Here is a 25,860-nt window from a genome sequence, read left to right as displayed (position 1 = left end):
GTTCGGTACTGAGAGGAGGAATCGTCCTTGTTAGAATTTATCAGTCGAATGCTTGGCAAGGAAAGTGCCTCGAGCAAGACGGTGGCCAAAGAACGCCTTCGGCTCGTTCTGGTTCATGATCGTGCCAGCATTTCGCCTGCCATGCTTAACAAATTGCGGGAAGATCTAGTCAGAGTTATCTCCAATTACATGGAGATTGATGAGACGGCACTTGAATTTAATCTATGTCAAGACGATCGCGAAGTGGCTTTAGTAGCCAACATTCCAGTCGTGAAGATGAAGCGAGACTACGCGATCAAGGGATAATAAACATAAAAAACTATTGAAACTTTTGGATTGCAAAGCTAGGGGGTAACCACCTGGCTTTTTTGTTTTAGCACTGTTTATGCGTTTGGGACTGAGCTTATCGATGTGCTATAATGACATACGGAAGCCATTCTATCAAAAGGGGAATTTTAACGTGGATAGACGGACCCTGAAAAACTTAGATCTTTTATTCATCTTATTTACGTTTCTCATATTAGCAGCCAGTCTGGTTATTTTGAGTACCGCGTCAATTAATGTGGATAAATCCAGTCCTTTACACTATGTTAAGGTTCAAGCCTACTGGATTATGAGCGGAATTTTCATTGCGACTGTTCTCGCTGTGATTGATTACCAGAGGTGGCGGCGCTTGCGATGGTGGATTTATGGACTGAACATGGTCTTGCTCTTAGCAGTGATACTCTTTGGAGCCACAGCTAAAGGGGCGACTCGTTGGATCCCGATCACGTCAACGATTCAAATCCAACCTTCAGAATTTGCCAAGATTTTTATTATTATCACGTTAGGGGATTTCCTAGCGGAACGTAAGGGAAAGCTTGATAATTTCCGAGATTTCATTTTGCCATTTTTGTTCGTACTAGTGCCTATGCTCCTGATCTTTAAACAACCTGATTTGGGAACAACCTTGGTATTTGCGGCTATCTTTATCGGTATGATGTTTGTGGCAGGAGCAAATCCCATAAAATTCGGGGGACTGTTATTGGGCGGGGCTGGCATTATTGGGATCGCGTTGTGGCTTCACTTCGCGACGAACTTGCCAGGATGGCTCCACTGGGCACAAGGTCTTCCCCTTCCCATGCAAGAATATCAGCTGAAGCGCCTGACCATTTTTATGAATCCAGCGGCCGACATGTCTGGAGATGGATACCATATTATCCAATCCATCTGGGCCATTGGCTCTGGAGGGTTATGGGGTAAAGGGTACAGAATGGGAACACAGGGTCAATTAAACTTCCTGCCGGAGCATCACACTGACTTTATCTTCTCGGTGGTGGGGGAAGAGTTCGGGTTCATAGGGACTATTACGTTGCTTTTTATCTTTTTGATCTTTATTGTCCGCAGTTTGAGTATCGCCTTAAGAGCGCGAGATACGTATGGAATGTTGATTGCTACGGGCGTTATCTCGATGTTTACCTTTCATATTCTGGTGAATGTGGGTATGACCTCGGGGATTATGCCAGTCACGGGTATTCCGCTCCCGCTGATTAGCTACGGGGGAAGTGCGATGTGGTCCAATATGGCAGCAGTCGGATTGCTTCTCAGTGTTAATTTAAGGCGTCAGAGACTCATGTTTTAATAGAACTTTTCTTAAGTTCTATTTTTTTTTGCCCTCTCATAGACTATTTCAAGGGATGTACGAGCCTGAATAACGCGAGAAGTGAGGCAGAGCGGGATGAATCCTTTTGAACGTTGGGATGACTGGGAATGGGAACGGGCAATCCATGAGGTAGGGAAAGAGCAGGGCCGGGGCAAATCTGCACCGCGCTTTAATCCCCAACTTGGACGGTATCGAAATCCTGTGAAGACAGGTTGGGGGAATTGGTTGAACCACTGGAACGGAACTCAGAAGCGTTCACTCATTTCTGCGATAGTCTTTTTATTAATTTTTTTTAGTGCCAATAGTTCAGATCCATTTTCGCAAATGATCCATTCGGTGTATCGAAGCGCGATGGACTCGGCTAATTATTACGATTCCTTAAATGGTATGGCAAAAGATGCCCTATCGATGGGCGGTGTCGGGAGTAAGGACGTTCCTGTGGATGCCAAAATGAAAGGACAGTTTCTACCCCCCATTTCTGGACAGGTTGTTGCTGGATTTGGAGAAAAAGGGGAAGGCGGAAGCAATGCCGTGGGTTCAATTCATAATGGGATTGACGTGGAGAGTGCTTTGGGAATACCCGTCATTGCCCCAGCGAGTGGGATTGTAACTTTGGTGGGAGAAGATCCCCAATTGGGCAAGATTGTGAAGCTGGATTTGGGAGATGGATGGACGACTGTCTTAGGGAACCTAGGTGGAATTTCCGTTCAGAAGGGTCAACGGATCGAGAAAGGGAATGTGCTCGGAACGGTTGGGCTCTCCGCACCTCTGAAGAAGCCCTGGCTACATTTTGAGTTGAGGAAGAATAACCAGCCTGTGAATCCGATACCGTATCTAGTGCCGCCGAAAACTAAGAATTGAGGCTCCAGCATAAATGCACGTTAGCACACGCTACATTTGCTACTCACTTGACGATTAGGCTACACGACAAAACCCACGGGTATTTCTGGTCGAATGCTATGCCCTCCTTGGCGCATTCGACACTAGGCACGTCCTGCGCCGTCGCCTACGTTCGCTTACGCAAATTCCGCTAAAGTTCTCTCTTTGCAATTATGCTTCCGCGAGTAAGGAAACGGTAAGAGAAACGGTATGGAAACGGTAAGAAACGGTAAGGAAACGGCTAATATGTGATAGAAAAATAATAGAGAATGGTTGAGGAATGTTGAGGGGGAGAAGTGATGGAACTCGTAAAAATATCTGGGGTGAGCATCCGAATCCATCCCACATTTCTGCTGGTTTTGGTACTCTACGGAGTCCTGGGTTTAATGGCCCAGGCTCTTCTCGTCTTTGCCTTGGTTTTAGGCCATGAGTTAGCCCATCTTATGGCGGCGAGGGCGTATGGATTTAAAGTCATAGGGCTTGAACTTTTTCCCTTTGGTGGAGCGGCGTACTGTGATGACCTCTTTGAGGGGAGGAAACTTGAGGAAAGTGTCATGGCCTTGGCGGGCCCTGCTTTTAACTTGGTCCTCTTATTTTCGGCCCAGGCGTTAAGGTGGAATGGTGTGTGGGAAGGGGATTTTGCGGATGATTTCGTTCGATATAACCTTTGGCTTGCAGCCTTTAATTTGATACCCGTTTTACCGCTAGATGGAGGCCGTGTCATGCGGTCCCTTTGCGCAGAAGGCTTTGGATTCGTCAAGAGCACGAAATTTTTGGCAAGGTCTGGCCAGGGGTTGGGTATTCTATTGGCCCTATGGGGAATGCTTCTTTGGGGATGGGGAAAGTTCTCGGAAGGACCACTCGCCTTTATTATTTTAGGAGGCTTCTTTTGGCTGGCAGGGAGTAAAGAAATCTCAGCCGCTCATATTACCTTTCTCAGGCAGTTAACACGTAAGAAGGAAGAACTATTGCGGAAAGGGCTGATGCGTAGTAAATGGTTGACGGTTCAAAGAGATACTCCCTTGGTGCGGATCGTTGAGGAGTTTACCCCTGATCGCTACGCTTTGGTCTCCCTAGCGACAGAGGAAATGAAGATGGGTAAGACTCTCACTGAGACAGATGTAGTGGAAGGAATGTTGCGGGAGGGGATTCGCTTCCCGGTAGGTAAACTTTAGTATTGAATTGGTGAAGATAACCAAAACTATTGAAGCGGGTTAATGCCTCGGGCATATGACGAATATGACCCAAAATATTGGGGATTTATGTTATATATGATATAATGTGAGTTCACAATAGAGTACAAGGAGGCCTCGCTGACACCATGAGTAATTTTACTGCGGCGGAGATACGCCGGCAGGTCGAACGGTTTTTACCTAAAGTCTTGAAACCTAGCCGCTATTTAGGATCAGAATGGAATGCAATTCGCAAAGATTGGGATAAAACCGAAGTGCAGATGGCCTTTGCTTTCCCGGATGTGTATGAAGTGGGAATGTCTCATTTAGGGACGAGAATCCTATATCACCTGGTTAATTCGTTCCCGGAATTTCTCTGTGAGAGGGTTTTTGCTCCTTGGGTGGATATGGAAGAGACGCTGCGAGCAAAGGGGATTCCACTCTACGCATTGGAATCCTTTCAACCACTCAAAGCATTTGATGTGGTTGGATTTACACTTCAGTACGAAATGAGTTATACCAATATTCTCAATATGCTCGATTTAGCGGGGATTCCGATGCGGACGGAAGAACGCGGGCCAGAAGATCCTTGGATCATAGCAGGAGGCCCTTGCGCGTTTAATCCAGAACCCCTTGTTGGATTCGTTGACTTCTTTCTCATCGGGGAGAGTGAAGAGCAGTTGCCAGAGGTGCTTCGCCTCATAGCTGAACAGAAGAAACAGCCTGTCTCTCGGAAGGACTTTCTCGTGAGAGTTGCACAGGTTCAAGGGGTTTATGTTCCAGAATTTTATCATGTATCGTATAAAGCGGATGGACGAATCGAGAAAATCGAGTCGGAGGCCGGTGTTCCAGCGGTTGTGGAAAAGGCTATAGTTCAGGATTTGGATCAAGCGTTTTTCCCTACGAACCCAGTGGTGCCGTACATGGAAATTGTGCATGATCGGATGATGCTTGAAGTCATGCGCGGCTGTTCTCGGGGATGTCGTTTCTGCCAAGCGGGGATGCTTTACCGACCCGTTCGGGAGCGCTCGCTGGAAACGCTAATGAAGCAAACGGAGGAATTGGTTCGTTCGACGGGGTATGATCAGGTCGCGCTGACATCTCTTTCGAGTGGAGATTACACGTGTATTCGTCCAGTGATTGAGAACATCCTGGAAAAGCATGGGGCAGAAGGGGTTGGAGTTTCTCTCCCTTCCCTGCGAGTTGACTCCTTTGATGTCGGTTTGGCGGATACTGTCCAGAAGGCTCGTAAATCCGGGTTGACGTTTGCTCCAGAAGCAGGGTCACAGCGTTTGCGCGACGTGATTAATAAAGGGGTCACGGAAGAAAACCTCTTAACGGCTGTTGAGGAAGCGTTTAAGAAGGGCTGGTCCACCATCAAGTTATATTTCATGGTGGGGTTACCAACTGAGACACAGGAAGATATTGATGGTATCGTTGATCTGGCGAAGAAGGTTGCCAATCTGGGAACTAAGCTTGGTCGTAGGAATATCACGGTGACAATCTCTACGAGTTTCTTCGTTCCCAAACCTCACACCCCGTTTCAATGGGAGCCGCAGGAATCGAAAGCTTCAGTCGATTTGAAGCAGAGGTATCTGAGAGATAAATTGAGAGATCGTCGACTTAAATATAGTTATCATGATGTGAAAACGAGTTATCTCGAAGCGGTCTTTGCTAAAGGAGATCGGCGATTGGCACCGCTTTTGGAATGGGCGGTCAAACATGGCTGCCGATTCGATGGTTGGTCTGAGCATTTCCACGAAGAGGTGTGGATGGAGGGATTTAAAGAACTAGGAATAGATCCCCATTTTTACGCTAACCGGGCTGTAGACTATGACGATATTTTACCCTGGGATCATCTGGAAAGTGGTGTGACAAAGCAGTTTATGATGGAAGAGCACCATCGGGCACTGCAGGAAACAAAGACCATCGATTGCCGATATGACCAATGTACCGGGTGTGGTATTTGCCCGGGCAGAGGAGTTCAGATTGAGTTGAAAGGGTGAGTGCCAATGCGGCTAAGAATCGCCTATACCAAAATAGAAGATGCAAGGTATATCGCACACCTTGATTTGACACGGGTGTTTGAACGTGCGATCCGTCGGGCTGGAATCCATATGTCTTATTCGGAGGGTTTTAACCCACGTCCCAAAATTTCCTTCGGCTTTGCCCTTGCGGTAGGGACGGAAGGGGAGCGGGAGTACGTGGATGTTGACCTCGAGCAAGACATGGATTTGGGAGAAGTCTTAGGACGTGTTCAGGAGCAATTGCCTCCTGGAATTCGACTCCTGCAAGTAAGTGCTCTGAACCAAGGGGCGAAGCCTCTGATGGCAGTTCTCAATGCGGCGAGTTATCGGATGCGCGTTCCGATGGCTTTGCCGATTCAAGCGGAACGATTGCAAGAAGCGGTGGGCGCTTGGCTCGCTCGGGAACATGTGACGTTTTCACGTTATTCCAAAAAAGGACCAACGGATAAGGACATCCGGCCGTGGATTAAGCAGTTAGAGGCGGAAATCCGTGGGGATGAGATTGTTTTTGAGCTTGAAGTTGAGATGGGGAACGCTGGGAGTGTTCGTCCAGAGGAAGTTCTGGCGAGCCTTCGCGAGCTTGAGAATTTGCCGCTTGATTTGGAGGCATTGCAGATTAAGAGGACGGGAGTTCATGTGAGTTATCAGGGGGAGAAGAAGTCACCAATCGATGAGGCTTGATGAGCCGAGGCTCCGAGGTGCGATTTTGCCTGTTCACACACGCTGCATTTGCTATTCGCTTGATGCCAAGGCTAAAACTCAAAACCTCTGGGCTTTCTGCATGTGAACCGTTGAGTTTCTTCACGCCTTGGCATCTACGCTCATTGACGCAATTCCGCTAAAGTGTTCACTAAGCAAAAATCGCACCTCTTCGCTGCGTACTGAGCTGCGCCTCTGGGCTGGGAACGGGGAGGAAGTGTCTTAGCCCGTTCGCACACGCTGCATCGCTATTCGCTTGACCCCATGGCTAAACCGCAAAACCTCAGGGCAGTTCTGCATGTCAACCATTGCGGTTCTTAACGCCTTGGCGTCTGCGTTCATTGACGCGATTCCGCTAAAGTGCTTCTCTAAGCTAAGAAACTTCCTCTAGTCTGGGGTCGACGGGGGATGGAACGTTTGCTGAGCTGCGCCTTCGGGGTGGGAACGGGTGCTGGGGTGTTGCTTTTCGGGAAGCTCGGGATAGGAACTGTTTAGGCGTGCTTGTTGGGACATGCTATTCAAGCATGTGGGACCGGCACCTCTGAATCGGTGCTGTGTTGGAGGCTTTGAAGTATCGCGAAGTTCCTAGGGAGGTGTTTTCCTATGAGAAGTGAAAGTGTGGGGTCTGGTTTGAAGGAAATTGTTCTGCAAAGTAGGGCCAAGGGAATGCGGGCTGCCGTTTTTGAAAATGGCGATTTGATGGATGTGTTTGAGGAAGAGGGCGGTTCGTCTCATTTGGTTGGGAATATTTATCGGGGACGGGTGGAGAATGTTCTTCCTGGGATGCAGGCTGCTTTTGTCGATATCGGGCTGGACAAGAATGCGTTTCTTTATGTGGGAGATGCTGTGGCGGCACGTTTTGATGAGGATGATAAGCCTTCTCTGGTGAGTCAAGATCGGATCGAGCAGGTTGTTAAACCACGTCAAGAGCTTTTAGTTCAAATTACTAAAGAACCAGTAGGTGGTAAGGGTGCGCGGATTAGTGTTAACTTAACGTTGCCTGGTCGGTATGTGGTGCTCCTCCCTTTGGTGAATTATGTCGGTGTGTCTCGGAAGATTCTAGAGAATGAGGAGCGGGTGAGGCTGAGGGATCTGGCCGCTGCGTCGAAGCCGGAGGGTATGGGTGTTATTGTTCGCACTCTTGCCGTTGGGGTTGACGGGGAAGAGATTGCGGAAGATATTGCTCAGCTGGTGGAGAAGTGGCGAGTTTTACAACCGAGGATTCCGCATGTTTCCGTGCCCGGTCTTGTACATAAGGATGTGGATTTGATTTCTCGTCTTGTTCGCGATTGGGTGGATCAAGATGTGGAGAAAATCACGGTCGATCAGAATGAAGTTGCTTTGATATTACGCCAGGCTTTGCGAGAGATAGAACACCCGGCGGCAAAACATATACTCGTTGCCGCGGAAAAGGATCTCTTTGGAAGGTATGGTGTAGATGATGAAATCCGCAAAGCGTTGCGGGCGAAGGTTTGGCTAAAAAGCGGAGGCTATCTGGTAATTCAGCAGACAGAAGCCTTAATCGTGATTGATGTGAATACCGGGAAATATGTGGGGCAGCGATCCCTGGAGGAAACGGTGGTCCACACGAACTTAGAGGCGGCTCGAGAGATTGCGCGGCAGTTGCGTTTGAGAAACCTAGGTGGGATCATTGTTATCGACTTTATCGATATGACCTCGAAAGAAGATCAGCAACGGGTGATTGAGGTCTTGGAGACGGCCTGTGCTCGAGATAAGACGAAATCTCAGGTTTTGGGGCTGACTCAATTGGGGCTCGTGGAAATGACCCGGAAGAAAGTGGGTCAGACGTTAGCCGTGAGGTATACATCGCCTTGTCCGACTTGTGATGGAAGCGGTAGAGTATGAAACTGATAGCAAAAGTCCCGGAAAGAGAAAATAATCTCTTCGGGACTTTTTGCTGTTTGTAATTACCTGTGATTTCGAGGTGAAACACGATACGATTTGAGTTAGATAAACTGCCAAAATCCCTTGTTTCTCAAGATCGTTTTTTGCGCTGAATGATCTCACAAATACCTAACTTCCTTTTCTGAACTAAAGAAGAATGTTGTTGACTGTCGGTTTTTGTAATAAACTATCGTTATAAGTAGGGTTTATTCAGAAAGGGGCAGGCGGTTTATGGCCTTACCATGGCACAAGCTTAATCATAAGAGGCAGAACTATTATATTATTCTTATGAGTATTGTATTTGCAGCGGTCGTTATCGGGGTAGTTTTCTTAATCAATAGGGTCTAGTTCAGTTAAAATATGTGGTGTTGTTCTTTCAGCGCATAGACATTAGATTAGTGAAATTTCATTTATAAGGTTGTAACTAAGCAGGAGTATTTACTTTTATAAAGAATAATTAGGAATAGGTTACATAATTTCGAAAAGCATAATGGGGTTAAAACAAGGTTTATGGTCATATATCCATAAAGTTAGTCCATCGGGGAAAAGCCGTAAGCAATTAACACCAGGAGTATCTTGGGTAATTTAAGGGGGTGAGGGACGACTGAGACGTCCTAGGTTAAAGGAAAAAGGATCCCATTTTTTCAATAAAAAAGAGGAGGAGAAGTTAACTGCATGAAAAGAACTAAAAAAGCCGTTGCTACATTAGCTATTGCTGTTATGGCACTCGCTATGATCCCGTTAAATACCCTCGCTGAGGGTGCAGTCCCTACTCGCTTAGGTGGATATAGTGCTGCGCAGACGGCAGTGCAAATTGCTGATCAAACAGGTTGGACTGGCACAGCAATACTTGCATCATCAACTTCTTACGGCATGGTTGACGCACTGACGGCGGGCCCACTCGCTACGTACCTTAAAGCGCCTATCCTATTAACAGAGGCTGGGGATGGATTAAATGCTGATACTAAAGATGAACTCACTAAGCTGAAAGTTAAGACAGTTTATGTAACCAGCGGGACAGGTGTGATTAGCCAAGCAGTGCTTGATGAGTTAAAAGGTATGGATATTACAGTCGAACCGCTTGGTGGAGTTGACCGATTCGCTACATCCGCCAATATCGCTCAAAAAATGGTAGATCTCGGCGCTCCAGTAACCAAAGCTGCAGTTGCTTACGGATGGAAGAATCAAGATGCACTCTCCATCGCCTCGATTGCCTCTGCTCAAACTGAGCCGATTCTCTTAACCGAAAAAGAAACAATTCCTGTCAGTGTAAAAGCATTTCTGACTACAAACACGAGTGTGAAAACCACGGATGTGATTGGTGGAACAGGTGTTATTAGTGAAGGTGTCAGAGCTCAGCTTCCTAGCGCAACCCGTCAGTCAGGAAACACGGCATATGACACGAACCTTGCTGTGCTTAAGGCATTTGACAGCGTTCTGAAGTATGATCATGTCTTTATTGCTAATGGTGAAACAGCAATTGACGCTTTGGCTGGGGCACCTTTGGCAGCGAAATACAATGCAGGGATCGTACTCACCAATGGAGTTGCAAATGAGGGTACAGCTTATGTGAGCGGCAAACTTTCCGCTACCAGCGTTGTAACGGCAATAGGTGGTACAGCAGTTGTACCTGATGTTGTTCGCACAGGGATAGTTTACACTGCCCCTGCCGGTGGTGGTGCTACTGGTGGTGGCGGTTATAGTGGTGGTCACAATAGTGGCGGTGTGTCAACAACAACTTATGATACGGCGGGTACATTTAGTACTTCCGTGCAGGGTAACGCTCTGATCACTGCAGGAGAGGTCAAGTTACAGAATTTAAGCATTAATGGAGATCTAGAAATTGCTGCCTCCGTTGGAGACGGAAATGTCTATTTGGAGAATGTCACAGTCACGGGTCAGACAATTGTCAAAGGCGGAGGACAGAACAGTATACACATTACTAATTCGAATTTAACAGGTGCGTTGATCGTGATTAGGCAAGATGGTCGAGTGCGGATTGTGGCGGCGGGAAGTACAAGTATTCCAAACGTCCAATTGCAATCGGGAGTTACCTTGCAGAATGATACGGGGTCAAGCTCAGCCTTCGGTGAGGTTACAGTGAGTAATTTTACAGGTGAGGACAACAGTATTGATCTCGAAGGGGATTTTTCTAGTGTCATATTGGATGCCCCTGGAGTTACGATCTCGGTTCCAAATGGGACGGTGTCAGCCCTAACATTGGGGCAAAGTGCGACTGGAAGTTCCGTCAATGTTACCGGTGGAACGGTCACTGCATTGACAATCCCGCAAGGGGTGAGCAATACTTCAGTCTCGATGAGTTCGGGAAATATCGGACAACTTAATATCCAATCGACAGCTCAAGTGCATGTAAATGGTGGTACGATTAGTGCAGTCACGGTTGCGAGTACCGCGGCCAATACGACTGTAAGCGTGGCTACAGGAGCAACAGTAACGACTGCGACCCTGAATGCTGGAACATCGATCACTGGCACAGGTTCCATAGGTAACGCAGTTATTAATGCAAGTGGGACGACCATTGAACAATCTCCTGCTTCGACTACGGTTGCTTCCACAGTTACAGGTGGTGCTAGTGTAGGCGGTTCCACACTACCAGCTGGAACAACTGAAAGTATTCCCTTGGTTTTGAGTTCCTTGGTTGGAAAAACTTCGAGCGCAACAAATCCCACTATCATTGCGACAAAAAGTGGTTCTAATTATAGTTTTGATTTAACGTCTGCTTTAGACTCAGATCGTTTTACAGGTTTACAGCTCACATCAAATGGCGTGAACCCAAGCTTGAAGATCACGTCTATAAAGGCGAGAGGCGAAGAGTGGTTGATCAGTGAATTGACCGCAGTTCCTGTAAATGGAATAGTGGCAACTTCATCGTTACTAGGCGCTTTGGATATGGGAAATAACGGAGTTTCTCTAGCGAATCTCCGCCTAGTCTTTGGTGCTGGGCCAGTGGTCTTAAAGGGGCAATTGACAGAAACTGGTTTTACTCCAAGTTCCACGGTAACTGTGAACATTACCTTGGGTTCGGCCACATCTGACGACGTAACCACAATATCGAATACATGGATGACGATTACTAAAACTAGCCCAACAACAGTTACGGTTGGAATCAAGGACGGGTATGGTGCAACAACCATGGGTACGCTGACTAACGGAAGTAGTTTTGATTTTGCTAAGGTTGTTTCTTCCATGCTGCTTAGTAGTGTAGATTACACTTCCAATGGTGGTTTAACGGCTGCACAGCTGCAAACCAGTATTTTGGGTAATGTACCTGGATACGTCTTTAATAATATACCGCTGTGTAAGCTCATGGGTAAATCTATTAGTTTTGGGACATCTCCCACCTATACACTGACGGTTTTAGGCTCATATCAATAAGATAAACTCTCTCAACGACCCTGCGATTTTTGGAGCAACAGGTTTGCCATGAGATTAAAGAGTATTTGCCTGAAGGAAGGATCCGCTAGGATGAGTAGCGGGTCCTTCTAAATTTGTAATAATATTTTTTCAGTAACAGATATTGTTTGATAAATAAGGTTCGAGGTTTGTTTAAAACACTTGAAATTAGGACTCATAAGGTAGAAATAATCAGAAAATGAATATCCCTGCAGGAATATTCATTGGAATGGCGAATAAATTTGAATGATTGTCCATTATCGAGGGTGGAAGGTAAAGTAATTATCATATAAATGTTCCTAAACTTCGAAGGCTTATTGGAAAGTAAAAAAAGGAGGACGAATCATGAGTAAAATAACAAAACAGAAGCTGTTAAATAGTTGTATGGCAGCTGTCGTTGTCTTGTCTTCAACCCTAACTCCAATTATCGCAAACGCAGCCACTACAAATACCTCAAGTGCCGTAACCAGGATTGGTGGAGTTGACCAGTTCGAGACAGCTGCACTAATCGCTGAAAAGGGTTGGCCGGAAGCAACAGACAATGTCGTTCTCTCCTCTGGAATGAGTAATACCCTCGTGGATGCACTCGCGGCGGGCCCGTTAGCGGCTAAATTAAAGGCCCCGATTCTTTTAACAGATGGTGGGCAAGGTCTAGACTTGTTCACTAAAGCCGAGTTACAGCGCCTCAAACCAAAAAAGGTATACATAACCAGTGGTACGGCGGTAATTAAACCCTCGGCCATTGACGAAATCAAAGCACTAGGAATTACTCCGGTTCCACTCGGTGGGTTAGATCAATATGAAACGTCCGTAAACATCGCCAAGGAAATGATTGAACTTGGGACCAATGTAACAAAGGTGGTCGTAGCCGCAGGCTGGATGGCTCCGGTGGATGCATTGTCTGTTTCCTCCATCGCAGCTACTCTGGAGATCCCAATTTTAGCAACTACGCAGAACGAATTACCTTCTTCTGTTGAGGAATTTCTGAATAAACTAAACAGTATTACGGATTCCTATGTGATAGGTGGGACCGCGGTTGTAGGAGATGGAATCAAGGGAGCACTTCCGGGGACGGTTCATCGCTACTCTGGTGTGACTAAATTTGATACAAACCTGGAAGTGCTGAAAGGATTCGCAAATGATGTTCATTATGAAAAGGTTTATGTGGCTAATGGAGAAACGTTTGTAGATGCCCTATCGGGAGTACCGCTAGCAGTACTCACTCATTCCCCGATCGTTTTAGGTCAAAGTGAATGGTCGAGCAAGATGAAAGATTTCTTAAAACTAAATAATTTACTGGATTTTGTTGCACTTGGAGGAGTGGCCGCAGTACCTGATAGCGTACTTAAGTCGTTGACAGATATCTCTAATGAACTGCCAAATTCACCTGTCATTCCACCTGCTACCTCTCCAGTGACATCGCCTGCTCTGCCGTCGGCAGGTGGAGCGGTCACTACGCCTCCTAATCCTACTGTGCCTGCTAATGTAACCATAAGCAATCTTCAAGTCAACACTGATCCAGCGAATTCCTTGGGGACCTTTAGTAACGGAGCGGTTGTTGATCTCTCGGGACTGGATGATGATGTAAAAGTTCTAGGGTTTAGCCTGACTGCTGATCAGAACTGCATCCTTCAATTTAAAGTACTAAATAATACCCAGAACATTCCTTTAATAGCAGGACAACAGAAAATTGTAACAGTGGGAGATTTGATCACAGGTGGACAAATACAAGGTGGGCTAGATCTGGGGGCATTCAGACTTGTCTATAATACAAAAACTTTGCGGGGTGAATTGCTAAAAAACGGGACATCCGCTGGCACTTTAACAATCACTTTGAAATTCAAAAACTAAGAGGTAAAATTTGGTCAATACGCAGGCATTAAATATCCCTCGAACCCTTTTAATACACCGTCAGCAAAAACTCGGTAACCCTTGTCGTTAGGATTTCCGTTATCTGCTAACAAGCTAGTGAGAGGGACTGGGTCGTTGATAAAGGCCGTCCACTCGTCAATAACCGGAAGCTGATGTTTTTGAGCTAAATCAAGAATGATTTTACGATATGGGAAAAACTTGTTATTCTCTACATTGCTTTTAACAGGGGGTTCTACCACTAAAAAGAGGTCCGCATTCGGGCTCTGGGCTTTCAGTTTTACAAGAAGTTGTTCGTATTTTTGCTTAAACTCTGAGAGCTTCATCCTGCCGGAATCTTGTCGGCCTAAGCAAAGGATAATAAGGTCGGTATCTTGTGTTGCCGAGGGCGTGAACTTTAGGGCATCATTAATTGATGCTCCCGCACTGGTCTTAAAGTGCCATTGAATCGTACCAGGGTATCTATCGTGCAGATCGTTGTCGACTAGGGCGTGCCAACTCGATAGATCTTTATTGGAAGCCCCTTGGCTTTCTGCGATAGAATCTCCAATTATAAGGGCGCTAACTGATGCCGTCTCCATTAGCTTTGTCAATCCTTTGTGAATGCCTGGAGTGACCGGGGCGGCAGTCATATTTTTTTTGTTAGGACTCGTTATGGTTTCTGAACCCGCTTGTATTGTTATACCTGTCGAGGTGGTTTGATTTAACGTATATTTGGTTGTTTTTCCATAATTCAGTGCCCAGAATAAGACAATAATAATAAGTGCAAGAATTAAAGCAGAAAAAATTACATATACTTGGATTTTTGTTGTTCGGTTCATCAAATGTTCCCTCCCAAAATAGGTAGCGGATACTTTAGTAGTTAACAATATTCGACATTCAACCCCTTGTTTCCCTTCTGGATAATAAGAAGACATCTAATTAATTATAGTTTTATTCTTCTGTCGGAGCATCAACATGTAGTTCATTTATCAGGATGAAAAACCCTGCGGCCTAGGGCATAAGAATCTGAGGTTCGCGTAATGAACTAAAGAACTTTCTCTAAAAGAAGTGATTATTAGGACGCTTGGAAGGAAAACTGAAATAAACCTCGAATAGTACATAGTCGGACAAGTTTTTATTGGACTATTTGGGAGGGTGACAATGGAAGAAGAAATAGAATTACGGCAGTACTGGGAAGTGTTGCGCAAACGTTGGCTGATTGTAGTGGCTTTACCTCTCATAGCAGCGCTAACGAGTGGAGTCATTAGTTTTTTTATCATAAAACCCTCGTATCAGGCGTCCACGACTCTGATCGTCGGAAAGAAAGCGTCTGAGGCTGGTCAAGCAGCAGTTCAAATGTTGGATAATAGTGTCTTACTCGCCAATCAACAACTGGCTAAGACGTATGCCACGATTGCTCAGAGCAGAACGGTAGAAGAAAATGTCATTAAGGATTTAAATCTACCGATGACTGTGGCCGAAATCGATAAACAGATAGCCATAAACCAAGTAAAAACCACGGAAATCCTAGAAATACAGGTGACTAATACCAACCCTGAGTTGGCAGCCTCAATTGCCAACACTATTGCCCAAGAGTTTTCTAAAGCAGTTATCGAAATTAAAAAAGTGGACAGTGTTAGTATCGTCGATAAAGCCGTGACGCCGGACGTTCCTGTCAAACCGAATAAGAAACTCAATGTACTGATTGCCTTTGTAGTGGGACTGATGGCCTCGGTTGGACTAGTCTTCTTGCTAGAATACCTGGATAATACCGTGAAGACGTCTAATGATGTGGAAACCTTGCTAGGGATACCCGTCTTAGGTGTTATACCAAATTATGAAATGGGAAAAAAGGCTTAAGAGAGGAGGATTTCATTGGCATACTCACTAATTACATTGGAGCAATCGAAATCTCCAATTTCAGAGGCCTTTCGAACGCTTCGGACAAACGTCCAGTTTACGAGCGTGGACTCAGAAACTAAAAAGATAATGGTAACAAGCGCAGGTCCTCGGGAGGGAAAATCGTCCACCGTCGCTAACCTCGCTGTAAGTATTGCTCAATCCGGGAAGTCTGTGCTTGTGGTGGATGCTGACTTACGCAATCCAACTCAGCATAAACTATTTGAGTTAAGTAATGTAGAAGGGTTATCCGTTGCCTTAGTTCTAGATCAGGATTATCGTATATTCATAAAAGAAACAGCTGTGCCCGGTGTAAAGGTTCTCACCGGAGGACCTATTCCCCCCAACCCTGCCGAACTTGTCGGATCCAAACGGATGAAGCGTTTGATTGAAGAAGCCAGTGAACAATTTGATATCGTCCTCATTGACACTCCCCCTATTGTGGCGGTAACGGATGCTGCAATCCTGGCTCAAGAAGTTGATGGAGTCATCCTAGTTTTGGCCTCGGGCGAAGTGAACAAAGACTTTGCGCAAAGAGCCAAAGAACAACTGGATAAAGTAGGAGCCAAGATCTTGGGGGCTGTTCTCAATAAAGCGGACATGAAAACCAGCGAATACTATTATTACTATTATTATCATGGCTCAGATGACACTAAGAAGAAGCATAATAAGCGTCATAAAGCACGGTAATTCAAGAAGACATCCTCCCTCTACAAAGAGGGAGGATGTCTTCTAACGTCGTTGAACTGTAGGGGCAATTCATGAATTGCCCCTATAAATGGGAATAACCTTCGGCGACTTGTTGTTGTGCTTTTTTACCCATTTCACGGGCAGCATAAAGGTTGGCGGGGCTGAACGAAGTAATTCCTTTCAAGACAACCCCCATCGATTCCTTCGCTAAGCTGATACCAGCCAAAAACTCTTGATAGGAGGGGTTTAGCTTTTCTTCCGTCGGAGGGTTAGCCCGAACAAACTCTTCTGCTGCAGTAAAGGTCGCTTGAGATTGAAGAATGCTAGACCGATACGCAGAAATTGAGAGGTTTTTGCTCTGTAATGCAAGGGTATTACTCTTCACAGTCTGCATGGCTTGTAGGGTCTGTTGATAGGTCTTGGTCATCAACAGTTTGTATTCTCCGGGATTAGAGGCGCCAGAAGCGGACCCGGGAGCGCTAGAATTCGCAGGAGAGCTTGAAGATGGGTCTAGAGAAGAGCCCGCTGAAGAGGGAGAAGTCCCGGAGGGGCTAGTCTGCCCGGAATTCGTCGGATCGAGAGAGGTGTTCCCCTTAGACCCTGATGTTTGGGTATTCGAAGATGCGGAACCGTTGCTTGCTCCTGAGGCCTGTTGCTGGGCGTCTGCCACATACTGATTAGCCATTTGTTGTCCACTATAGACTTGCCAACCTGCATAGCCTCCAACTACTATAATAACCACCCCTAGGACGGCTAGGATGCGGCGAGGTTTAATCTTTAACATTTGAGCTTCTCTCCTTAGTTGCAGATTCTTTGTAAATTGTATCATTCTTTAATGAAATTAAAAAGGACAGTTTCGGGTCAATGATTTACAAATGAAAAGCTGAAGGAAAATGTTATTTTGGTGACGAATACAAATAAAATTGATCTGAATCAAGTTGATATATAGGAGAGCTCAAAATGATTGACATCCATAGTCACATCCTGCCTGGACTAGACGACGGGTCTAAGAGCATAGAAGAGACATTAGGAATCGTGCGTCAACTACAAGGAACAGGGTTTAAGACAATTCTGGCCACCCCACATGTCTTGGAGGGGACTGATTTTCTTAGCCCAGCAGAAATCTTAACTGCGACAGCGGACGTATGCCAAGCGGTCGCTGAGGCTGGTATTTCCGTCGAAATCTTACCTGGCGCAGAGAACTATATCTTCCCAGACATGGGCAAGTGGGTGCGAGCTGGGAAACTGCTGACCTTAGGAAACACAGGAAAGTATATTCTCGTCGAGCTTCCAATGCTGGAAATCCCCCACTATACTGATCAAGTCTTCTTTGAACTCCAAGTTGAGGGGCTGACTCCTGTGCTTGCTCATCCTGAGAGATATAAAGGGTTATTCCAAGAACCGGAGCGTCTTATTGATTGGGCTAAAAAGGGGATTCTTTTCCAACTGGATTTAAGAAGCTTAAGTGGACGATACGGCCCTCAGCCCAAGCAACTCGCAGAAAGGATGTTAAGCAGTGATTTAATCCACTTCGTAGGCTCCGACGCACACCGTGTTTCTCGCAGTGACTCCGTTGATCGGGAGGCGCTCCAGTGTGTAAGGCAAACCATAGGCGAGAAAAGATTCCGAGAAGTAACAGAAACAAATCCCCAGAGAATTCTTGAAGGGAAGATCGTGCCGAGCGGTGGGGAGTATTTGCTTAAGGAGCCGGAGATCAAGAAAAGGAAACATAGGTTTTGGGAATGGTTCCGGGGATAAGTCGAATTGGTGAACAAAATAGCAAAAGTTGAGGTAAATTGAAAGTGACAATTGCAATATGTCATTATTTATATAATCAAGTATTTTTTTATTCGAATATATCAACACAACGTGCACGATAGTGTGAGAAATTTTCTTTTACTTGGAGGACATTTGCTTTTAACAGCGAAATCATATAGTACATACGTCCTAGTGCCGTAGACTCATGCGGTTGGATCTGCGGTTTTGATTTTATAGGATTAGACTAAAAATCATTGGGAACTGTTGGCTGTAAAAAAAGGGGATTTCGCATGAAATTAATTTTACTTTCGGGTGGATCAGGTAAACGCCTTTGGCCGTTATCGAATGATGCTCGATCGAAACAATTCCTCAAAGTACTGGAAAGCAGTAATGGTGAGAGTGAATCGATGGTGCAACGGGTTTGGGGTCAGCTCAGAACTGTGGGGTTAGCAGATTCGGCAGTTGTGGCTACAAGTAAGTCACAAGTAGATATGCTACAAAGTCAGCTGGGTGACTCCGTTAAGATGGTCGTTGAACCGGAACGCAGAGATACCTACCCGGCGATTGCCTTAGCTGCTGCTTACTTATCTTCGGTTGAACGCGTTGATCCTAATGAAGTGGTTGCCGTACTTCCAGTGGATTCTTTTGTGGATGATCGCTTTTTCCAGCAGGTTAAGGAGTTGGAGAATGTACTTATTACTACGGAAGCAGACCTTGCTCTTGTGGGGGTGACCCCCACCTATCCTTCTGAAAAATATGGGTATATCGTCCCTGAGTCGAAGCAAGACGGTCTTTCTTTCCTGAAAGTTTCTCATTTCCAGGAAAAGCCCAAGGAAGAGCAAGCTCGCGAACTTATCGCAGAGCAAGCCCTTTGGAATTGTGGAGTATTTGCCTTTAAATTGGGCTATATCCTTTCTAAACTTGAGGAAATTGGCCTGCCCACGGACTATCTGGCATTGAAAAACGAGTATGAGATGTTACCAAAGATTAGTTTTGACTATGAAGTGGTGGAAAAAGCCAAAAGTGTTGTGGCGATTCGATATGATGGGGAGTGGAAAGACCTCGGAACTTGGAACACCTTAACAGAGGAAATCGCTGCCCCGATTATCGGGAATGGAGCCTTATGTAAGGAATCCTTAGGGACTCATCTCATTAATGAATTGGACATACCGATTATTGTCCTTGGATTATCCAACGTCGTGGTTGCGGCAAGCCCAGATGGGATCTTGGTTACGAATAAAAAAGACAGCCCGCAGATTAAGGATTTGGTCAATGGAATTGCCCAGAGGCCCATGTTTGAGGAGCGACGTTGGGGTTGGTACCGGGTACTTGATTATACGAAATATGAAAATGGCCATGAGGTTCTGACCAAACGGATAGGGGTTTCAGCGGGCAAGAGCTTAAGTTATCAGTTGCATTATCTACGAAGTGAAGTTTGGACGATTACGAATGGCGAGGGCGAGTTTGCGCTTGACGATGTGATCTATGAAGTAAAGCCCGGGGATGTCTTACATATTCCGGTTGGTGCAAAACATGGGATTAGGGCCAGGACAGATTTGGAGTTTATTGAGGTGCAAGCGGGGACTGATTTGGTTGAGGGTGACATTGTGAGGATCTTTATGGGTTGGGATGAGGTTGAGATGCATTGCAGGACGGCCAGTGAAGAGGTCTCTGAAGTTAATAAGTCAGGCTTGAAGATAGGTTGATTAGCTGGGGAGAAGAGGAAAGGAAAGTGGGACAATGCTAAGGGATCGGGGGATCATGGAAAACATTTCAGAACTAGTGGACATTGTTCTAATTGCAATCGGCTTCTCTTTGGCAATTGATTTATATCGTTTAAAGCACGTACTAAGTCATATATGGCCAGAAAATTTTGTAATCTTCTTTATCTATCTTTTGACCTGGATAATCGGAAGCAATGTTTATAAAGTCTACCAATCGCGTCGTTTTATGTCTGCCTGGCGTGAACTGAGGCAAGTGCTTAAAGCGCATTGTTTTGCTTTCGCCTTGAGTATGGTATTGATCAATCTCTACAGTCCAATTTTACTCCGCAACCGCTTCTTTTTTTACTTTGGGGCCTTGGTTGTAACCCTAACTATAGGCGTTCATATTGTGGTTCGTATAATACTACAAGCTTGGCGAAAAATCGGACGTAACACCCGTTACGTTTTGATTCTGGGGGGGGGCTCTGCAGCTGAACTTTATCTGCAGAAAGTAAAGAATAACCCTCAGTTAGGGTACAAAGTTATTGGATATATCGCCCCTACCAAAAATGGTCTTAAAATTCCTTATTTAGGGAACTATACGAATCTAGAATCCATCATTCGTATGAATATTGTGGATTTAACCGTTGTCACAGCGCTCATTACAGAGGAGGGTATTCAAGAATCAATTGAGATCCTCGATGTTATGGGGAAAAATGTTGCTGTTTTGCTCGATGATATAGTAACGAAAGTCGCCCGAAGCAGGCCTGTCGATTTTGGTGGGCTGTCGATGGTTATGTATGACAGTTACCCAAGGCGGCCTTGGCAGGAAGTGGGCAAGCGGTGTATGGATGTTATTCTGTCTGGTATTGGACTTATTGTTCTTAGTCCTTTATTTATATTCGTTGCCTTAGCGATAAGAATGACGTCTAAGGGGCCCGCGGTTTTTGCGCAAGATCGTGTTGGATTAAACGGACGTGCATTTAAAATATATAAGTTCCGTTCCATGGTTATAAACGCTGAGGATCTTAAGGCGAAATTGGCTCATTTAAATGAAATGAGCGGTCCCGTATTTAAGATTGCCAATGATCCTAGAGTGACAGCTGTGGGGAAATTTATTCGAAAAACTAGTATTGATGAACTCCCGCAACTGTTCAATGTTTTTAAAGGGGATATGAGTCTAGTCGGACCTCGACCACCGCTTACGAGTGAAGTGAATTTGTATGATTCAAAGCATAGGAAGAGATTGGCGGTTAGGCCGGGGATTACGTGCATTTGGCAGATTAGCGGGCGTAATACAGTGGACTTTGATGAGTGGATGGAAATGGACGCCGAGTATGTGGATCGGTGGTCATTGTGGCTGGATATGGAGATATTGGCTAGGACTGTGCCAGTGGTGCTGGGGAGGCGGGGGGCGAGTTAGGGATAAAATCATGTAGACAGCTACTTAAGTGAAGAAATTTTCATTGCAATGGGTACTGAGAATAGCTAATTATTCATTTTTATTGGTACGATGACTAACAAACACTATCTGCATAGGTATTCCGGGTACCATCTGAGTGCGGATTGAACGGGGAATCCCCTTTTTTCCCCATGTGCCGGTGTTGCAACAGTGTAAAGTTCTTTAAGAGATAACTTCATACCGTTGACTAAATAACGTTGATTTGTGTTTTTAACCATGCCGATGACATCCACTCCACGTTGAGTAATCTCCCGTATCAGTGGAGCGAACGTAAACCAGCTATCCATTAAAACATAAGAAGCCGTCATTCCGTCCGCCAAAGCCTGATCAAGCATCACTGGAGCTAATTCTGTGGAACGGCGCAACGCTTCTGTTCGTCGCTTATAACCCGATGTACGTATATCAATTTTCTCAGATATCCCGTTAATTCGCGAGGTGTTGGGATTACGCTATGAGCTGCTACTATCATGGATTTCGCATGCTCACCTTAGGATGGTCGGATGGACATACGTTCACTCCTGTGGATTTCTCGTTGCATAGTTCAACGAAGTCCCAGTTCTACAGCCTTACTCCTATTTCGCTCATACATGGAATCATCGACGATAAAAGCATTTAAACGATTACTGGAAGTTAATGAACAGACCTTTTTAACCGTTTCCGCACTTAAGGAGGTAAGAAAGCGACGCCAAGCATAGCCCGAGTGGTTAAAAAAACGATAAACAGCGCCCCCTACCTGGAAATAGCTCACCCCTCTCAGTCTCAAGGAGTCGGAACCAGTTTTTGTGGTGGAATAAAATAAATATTACTTGGAAGAGATAGGAGCAACTAAAGCCTAAATTCTTCGTAATACCTTAGCTTCTTAAATGTTCTAGAGTCTTAATCCCTTAAAAGCGTCTCTTTTGGTTGTTAATTTTTTTGTTCCTTATGCGTTATCATTATCAAGTAGAAGACACCTCATTTTCTATTTGGTAGTGGGTTCTGGACAAATTCACTATACCAAATGAAAGGGGTGTTTTCTATCGTCAATGAACATATTGTCGGAGTACCTTTTCGTTTAACACCAATGGTTTAAACAAACTTTCGCTCTGCGAAAGTTGAGTTAAAGAGATATAAATTGAGGGCCGTTCGTTGAGCGGGGAAGAGGAATTAATCATGGGTAAAAAATACTGCATTGCTGTAGCCGGTACTGGCTATGTAGGGTTATCAATTGCCGTACTATTGTCTCAGCATCATAAGGTTTTTGCAGTGGATATCATCCAGGAAAAAGTGGAGATGATCAACAACAGAAAATCGCCCATCGTGGACAAGGAAATTCAAGAATATCTTGCCACTAAGGAATTGGATCTAACTGCAACGATGGACGCAAGGATGGCATATAGTAATGCGGATTTTGTTGTAATTGCTGCACCGACTAATTACGATAGCAAGAAAAATTTTTTTGACACTTCAGCAGTTGAAACGGTTATACAGTTGGTTATGGAATATAACCCGAACGCTATCGTGGTCATCAAATCTACAATTCCTGTGGAATATACAGCTCATATTCGTGAAAAAACTGGTAGCAAGAACATCATCTTTAGCCCGGAATTCCTGCGCGAGAGCAAGGCGTTATATGACAATCTGTATCCGAGCCGCATCGTTGTCGGTACTGATATGGAGGATGAGCGTCTAGTAGAGGCTGCTCATACATTTGCAGCTTTACTAGCTGAAGGTGCAATCAAGGAGAACATCGATACACTGTTTATGTGCTTCACTGAGGCCGAAGCTGTCAAGCTGTTCGCTAATACGTATTTGGCACTTCGCATCAGCTACGTTAACGAACTGGATACTTATGCTGAAATGAAAGGTTTAAAAACCAAGCATATCATCGACGGTGTTTGCCTTGATCCACGTATCGGTAGTCACTACAACAATCCATCCTTCGGTTATGGTGGTTACTGCCTGCCGAAAGACACTAAACAGTTACATGCTAACTATATGGATGTTCCTGAAAACATTATAGGAGCGATTGTCGAGTCAAACAGGACTCGTAAGGACTTCATTGCCGATCGTGTCCTCCGGATGGCTGGTTACTATGACTACTACAATCGTGGGGAATACAGCGCAGCCGATGAAAAGAAATGTGTTATCGGTGTATATAGGTTAACAATGAAGAGTAACTCCGATAACTTCCGCCAGAGCTCCATTCAGGGTGTTATGAAGCGTGTCAAAGCCAAAGGTGCAACCGTAATTGTTTACGAACCGACTCTCGAAGATGGAAGCACTTTCTTCGGTAGTAAGGTCGTCAATGATTTGGAGGCATTTAAGGCTCAGAGCCAGGCTATTATCGCGAACCGCTACGATAGCTGTTTGGATGACGTTCAGGATAAGGTTTATACGAGAGATATTTTTAGAAGAGACTGATTCCACAAGAGATAGAACAACGAATACTTATGGAGTAATTATGGCCGGTGGCGGTGGTACTCGCTTTTGGCCGCTTTCCAGACAAAAGACCCCTAAACAGTTATTGAATTTGACAGGCAATGAGCTGATAGTCAATGAAGCAGTTGATCGTCTGTCTTATGTTGTTGATAAGAAAAACATTTTTATTATAACTAATGCAACTCAGGTTCCTCCAATGCTCAAAACAACAGAGGGCAGAATCCAACCGGATCATGTCCTGTCTGAGCCGTCAGCTCGCAATACGGCGGCTTGCATTGGCTATGCAGCAATGGAAATTATCAAGAAGTACGGTGATGGCATTATGGTCATTACATCTTCTGATCACTATATCAAGGACACTGCAGGTTTTACCAGAATACTGAATAGTGCGGTGAAAGCAGCGGAACAGAGCAACAAACTTGTGACCATTGGCGTTACACCGACCTTCCCGTCTACTGGATTTGGTTATATCAAGTTCGATGGCGCTAGCAACGATAATGCAAAGCCAGTTATCGAGTTTAAGGAAAAGCCAAATGAAGAAAAGGCTAAAGAGTATGTTGCCTCTGGTGTATACTCATGGAATAGTGGAATGTTCGTTTGGAAAGCCAGTGTGATTCTGGAAAAGTTCAAGGAATATATTCCTAATATTTACAAGAAATTGGCGAATGTTGGCGATGCAATGGGAACAGATGCAGAAAATGAAACGATTGAAGCTGTTTATCCCAACATCTGTAATATTTCTATTGACTATGCAATCATGGAACCTTCTGCTTCTAAAGGTAATGTGCTTGTCATTCCGGGCGAGTTTGGTTGGAATGATGTTGGAAGCTGGGACATGATGGATGTTCTGCATCTGAAATGCCTCATTCTGGGAAGGCACTGGATGTGCTGAACTTCAATCAGTATGAGCAGGTAGCATTAGAACGGAATGAAGATGAGGAAGGCAAAGTACTTAGCAACTGCAAGTACTTTGAATCTGTTGTTTATGAGGCAAATGGAGAAACAAAGATACCTATTGATGACAGCAAGTTCAATTCTATTGTTTGTATCAAGGGTAATGGAACGATGGAATTACAGGACTCCAAAATGGAGATTGTAGCCTGGTGAGAGTGTTTTTGTTCCAACTGTAACAGGAACAATTAAGGTTAATGGGCTGCTTTCTATTGTAGTGAGTCATATATGACATACAACGATTACAGGGTATGCCACACATAGAAATAAGCTGCAATTAACAGAGAGATTTGAAACGCTATTCGACACAATGTAGGTCAATTAACACTAAAGGAGATTATTGAAAATGAAAAAAGCATTGATTACTGGTATTACTGGACAGGATGGTTCCTATCTGGCAGAGTTTCTGCTGGAAAAAGGCTATGAAGTTCATGGTATTGTCCGCCGTTCTTCTGTCTCTAACACTGAGCGTATAGATCATCTGATTGCAAGGAATGCAATCAAACTGCATGATGGTGATTTGTCTGACTCTTCCAGCATTATCCGCGTGGTTAATGAGGTGAAGCCAGACGAAATCTACAATTTGGCTGCACAGAGCCATGTTGGTGTCAGCTTTGATGCTGCTGAGTACACTGGTGATGTAGATGCACTGGGTGTACTGCGTATTCTGGAGGCTGTCCACATGCTGGGACTGGATAAGACCTGCCGCATTTATCAAGCTTCCACTTCTGAGCTGTATGGCAAGGTTGAGGAGTTCCCGCAGAATGAGAAAACTCCGTTCTATCCTTACAGCCCATATGCTGTTGCCAAACAGTATGGTTTCTGGATGATGAAAGAATACCGCGAGGCCTATGGTATGTTCGCCTGCAATGGTATTTTGTTCAATCATGAGTCCGAGCGCCGTGGTGAGAATTTTGTTACTCGTAAGATTACGCTGGCAGCCGGACGAATTGCTTGTGGTCTGCAGGACAATCTGGAACTGGGTAATCTGGACTCCCTGCGTGACTGGGGCTATGCAAAGGACTATGTAGAGTGCATGTGGCTGATCCTTCAGCAGGACGAGCCGGATGACTATGTTATTGCTACCGGTGTTCAGCACACTGTTCGCGAGTTTACCACTCTGGCTTTCGCTAACGATGGTATCGAACTTGAGTGGAAGGGCGAAGGCATGGATGAGAAAGGATATGACAAAAAGACTAGAAAAATGATGGTTTGTGTTAATCCCCAGTGGTTCCGTCCGACCGATGTTGTCAACCTTTGGGGTGATCCGACCAAGGCTAAGACCAAGCTGGGCTGGAATCCTCAGAAGACCAGTTATGAGCAGCTGTGCGCTCTGATGGCAGAGCATGACCTGCAGCTGGCGAAGAAAGAAGCTGCAAAGAAGTAA

22 protein-coding genes are annotated in these 25,860 nt (G+C 45.2%); 18 read left to right on the top strand and 4 right to left on the bottom strand.

What is annotated here, in order from left to right:
* Positions 1-27 precede the first annotated feature (27 nt).
* The 9 genes from minE (at position 28) to E4K68_RS14590 (ending at position 13,589) form a co-directional block, all read left to right on the top strand.
* Positions 28-306: a cell division topological specificity factor MinE gene (gene minE, locus E4K68_RS14630; protein ID WP_135379676.1), complete on the top strand. Its 279-nt coding sequence runs from the start codon at positions 28-30 to the stop codon at positions 304-306.
* Between the two features lie 154 nt (positions 307-460).
* Entirely contained in the window at positions 461-1,621 is a 1,161-nt protein-coding gene (gene rodA, locus E4K68_RS14625; protein WP_135379675.1) for a rod shape-determining protein RodA, read from the top strand.
* A 96-nt stretch (positions 1,622-1,717) separates the two neighbouring features.
* The gene (locus E4K68_RS14620) at positions 1,718-2,503 is read left to right on the top strand and encodes a M23 family metallopeptidase (protein ID WP_135379674.1); all 786 of its coding nucleotides are present in this window, start codon (positions 1,718-1,720) and stop codon (positions 2,501-2,503) included.
* 317 nt (positions 2,504-2,820) lie between these two features.
* Complete coding sequence (locus E4K68_RS14615; protein WP_135379673.1) at positions 2,821-3,696, top strand: M50 family metallopeptidase; 876 nt, start codon at positions 2,821-2,823, stop codon at positions 3,694-3,696.
* Positions 3,697-3,842: 146 nt separating this feature from the next.
* Positions 3,843-5,699, top strand: a complete 1,857-nt coding sequence (locus E4K68_RS14610) for a TIGR03960 family B12-binding radical SAM protein (RefSeq protein WP_135379672.1) — start codon at positions 3,843-3,845, stop codon at positions 5,697-5,699.
* A 6-nt stretch (positions 5,700-5,705) separates the two neighbouring features.
* Entirely contained in the window at positions 5,706-6,401 is a 696-nt protein-coding gene (locus E4K68_RS14605) for a TIGR03936 family radical SAM-associated protein (protein ID WP_135379671.1), read from the top strand.
* Between the two features lie 648 nt (positions 6,402-7,049).
* Positions 7,050-8,285, top strand: a complete 1,236-nt coding sequence (locus E4K68_RS14600) for an Rne/Rng family ribonuclease (RefSeq protein WP_135379766.1) — start codon at positions 7,050-7,052, stop codon at positions 8,283-8,285.
* 714 nt (positions 8,286-8,999) lie between these two features.
* The gene (locus E4K68_RS14595; protein ID WP_135379670.1) at positions 9,000-11,720 is read left to right on the top strand and encodes a cell wall-binding repeat-containing protein; all 2,721 of its coding nucleotides are present in this window, start codon (positions 9,000-9,002) and stop codon (positions 11,718-11,720) included.
* 363 nt (positions 11,721-12,083) lie between these two features.
* Positions 12,084-13,589 (top strand): cell wall-binding repeat-containing protein, encoded by a 1,506-nt coding sequence (locus E4K68_RS14590; RefSeq protein ID WP_135379669.1) that lies wholly within the window; start codon positions 12,084-12,086, stop codon positions 13,587-13,589.
* A gap of 14 nt (positions 13,590-13,603) precedes the next feature.
* Here E4K68_RS14590 and E4K68_RS14585 read toward each other — a convergent pair whose 3' ends face one another.
* Positions 13,604-14,428: an SGNH/GDSL hydrolase family protein gene (locus tag E4K68_RS14585; protein ID WP_135379668.1), complete on the bottom strand. Its 825-nt coding sequence runs from the start codon at positions 14,426-14,428 to the stop codon at positions 13,604-13,606.
* A gap of 322 nt (positions 14,429-14,750) precedes the next feature.
* Between E4K68_RS14585 and E4K68_RS14580 the strand changes: the two genes are divergently transcribed.
* Positions 14,751-15,449: a Wzz/FepE/Etk N-terminal domain-containing protein gene (locus E4K68_RS14580; protein ID WP_135379667.1), complete on the top strand. Its 699-nt coding sequence runs from the start codon at positions 14,751-14,753 to the stop codon at positions 15,447-15,449.
* A gap of 15 nt (positions 15,450-15,464) precedes the next feature.
* Positions 15,465-16,178, top strand: a complete 714-nt coding sequence (locus E4K68_RS14575) for a CpsD/CapB family tyrosine-protein kinase (RefSeq protein ID WP_135379666.1) — start codon at positions 15,465-15,467, stop codon at positions 16,176-16,178.
* An 82-nt stretch (positions 16,179-16,260) separates the two neighbouring features.
* Here E4K68_RS14575 and E4K68_RS14570 read toward each other — a convergent pair whose 3' ends face one another.
* Entirely contained in the window at positions 16,261-16,962 is a 702-nt protein-coding gene (locus E4K68_RS14570) for a hypothetical protein (protein ID WP_135379665.1), read from the bottom strand.
* 176 nt (positions 16,963-17,138) lie between these two features.
* Here E4K68_RS14570 and E4K68_RS14565 point away from each other — a divergent pair, with 176 nt between their 5' ends.
* The 3 genes from E4K68_RS14565 to E4K68_RS14555 all read left to right on the top strand — a co-directional run bounded on the left by E4K68_RS14565 (position 17,139) and on the right by E4K68_RS14555 (position 21,062).
* Complete coding sequence (locus E4K68_RS14565) at positions 17,139-17,936, top strand: CpsB/CapC family capsule biosynthesis tyrosine phosphatase (RefSeq protein WP_135379664.1); 798 nt, start codon at positions 17,139-17,141, stop codon at positions 17,934-17,936.
* 290 nt (positions 17,937-18,226) lie between these two features.
* Complete coding sequence (locus E4K68_RS14560; protein ID WP_135379663.1) at positions 18,227-19,642, top strand: sugar phosphate nucleotidyltransferase; 1,416 nt, start codon at positions 18,227-18,229, stop codon at positions 19,640-19,642.
* Positions 19,643-19,676: 34 nt separating this feature from the next.
* On the top strand, positions 19,677-21,062 hold the full coding sequence (locus tag E4K68_RS14555; RefSeq protein WP_135379662.1) for a sugar transferase: 1,386 nt from the start codon (positions 19,677-19,679) through the stop codon (positions 21,060-21,062).
* A 104-nt stretch (positions 21,063-21,166) separates the two neighbouring features.
* Here E4K68_RS14555 and E4K68_RS14550 read toward each other — a convergent pair whose 3' ends face one another.
* Positions 21,167-21,466 (bottom strand): transposase, encoded by a 300-nt coding sequence (locus tag E4K68_RS14550; RefSeq protein ID WP_282432996.1) that lies wholly within the window; start codon positions 21,464-21,466, stop codon positions 21,167-21,169.
* A 176-nt stretch (positions 21,467-21,642) separates the two neighbouring features.
* Positions 21,643-21,849 carry a hypothetical protein gene (locus E4K68_RS14545; RefSeq protein ID WP_199241781.1) on the bottom strand — a complete coding sequence of 69 codons (207 nt, stop codon included), beginning with the start codon at positions 21,847-21,849 and terminating at the stop codon, positions 21,643-21,645.
* Positions 21,850-22,253: 404 nt separating this feature from the next.
* Between E4K68_RS14545 and E4K68_RS14540 the strand changes: the two genes are divergently transcribed.
* The 4 genes from E4K68_RS14540 to gmd all read left to right on the top strand — a co-directional run bounded on the left by E4K68_RS14540 (position 22,254) and on the right by gmd (position 25,860).
* Entirely contained in the window at positions 22,254-23,504 is a 1,251-nt protein-coding gene (locus E4K68_RS14540; protein WP_135379660.1) for a nucleotide sugar dehydrogenase, read from the top strand.
* Positions 23,455-24,414, top strand: coding sequence for a mannose-1-phosphate guanylyltransferase (locus E4K68_RS14535; RefSeq protein WP_135379659.1), 960 nt, complete (start codon positions 23,455-23,457; stop codon positions 24,412-24,414). Before E4K68_RS14540 ends, E4K68_RS14535 begins: the two co-directional genes overlap by 50 nt.
* Positions 24,408-24,629 (top strand): hypothetical protein, encoded by a 222-nt coding sequence (locus tag E4K68_RS14530; RefSeq protein WP_135379658.1) that lies wholly within the window; start codon positions 24,408-24,410, stop codon positions 24,627-24,629. The genes E4K68_RS14535 and E4K68_RS14530 overlap by 7 nt, the downstream gene beginning before the upstream one ends.
* A 190-nt stretch (positions 24,630-24,819) precedes the next feature.
* Positions 24,820-25,860 (top strand): GDP-mannose 4,6-dehydratase, encoded by a 1,041-nt coding sequence (gene gmd / locus E4K68_RS14525; RefSeq protein ID WP_135379657.1) that lies wholly within the window; start codon positions 24,820-24,822, stop codon positions 25,858-25,860.

This window comes from Desulfosporosinus sp. Sb-LF (genome assembly GCF_004766055.1).
Taxonomy (GTDB): domain Bacteria; phylum Bacillota; class Desulfitobacteriia; order Desulfitobacteriales; family Desulfitobacteriaceae; genus Desulfosporosinus.
This window is presented reverse-complemented; position numbering and strand designations above follow the sequence as displayed.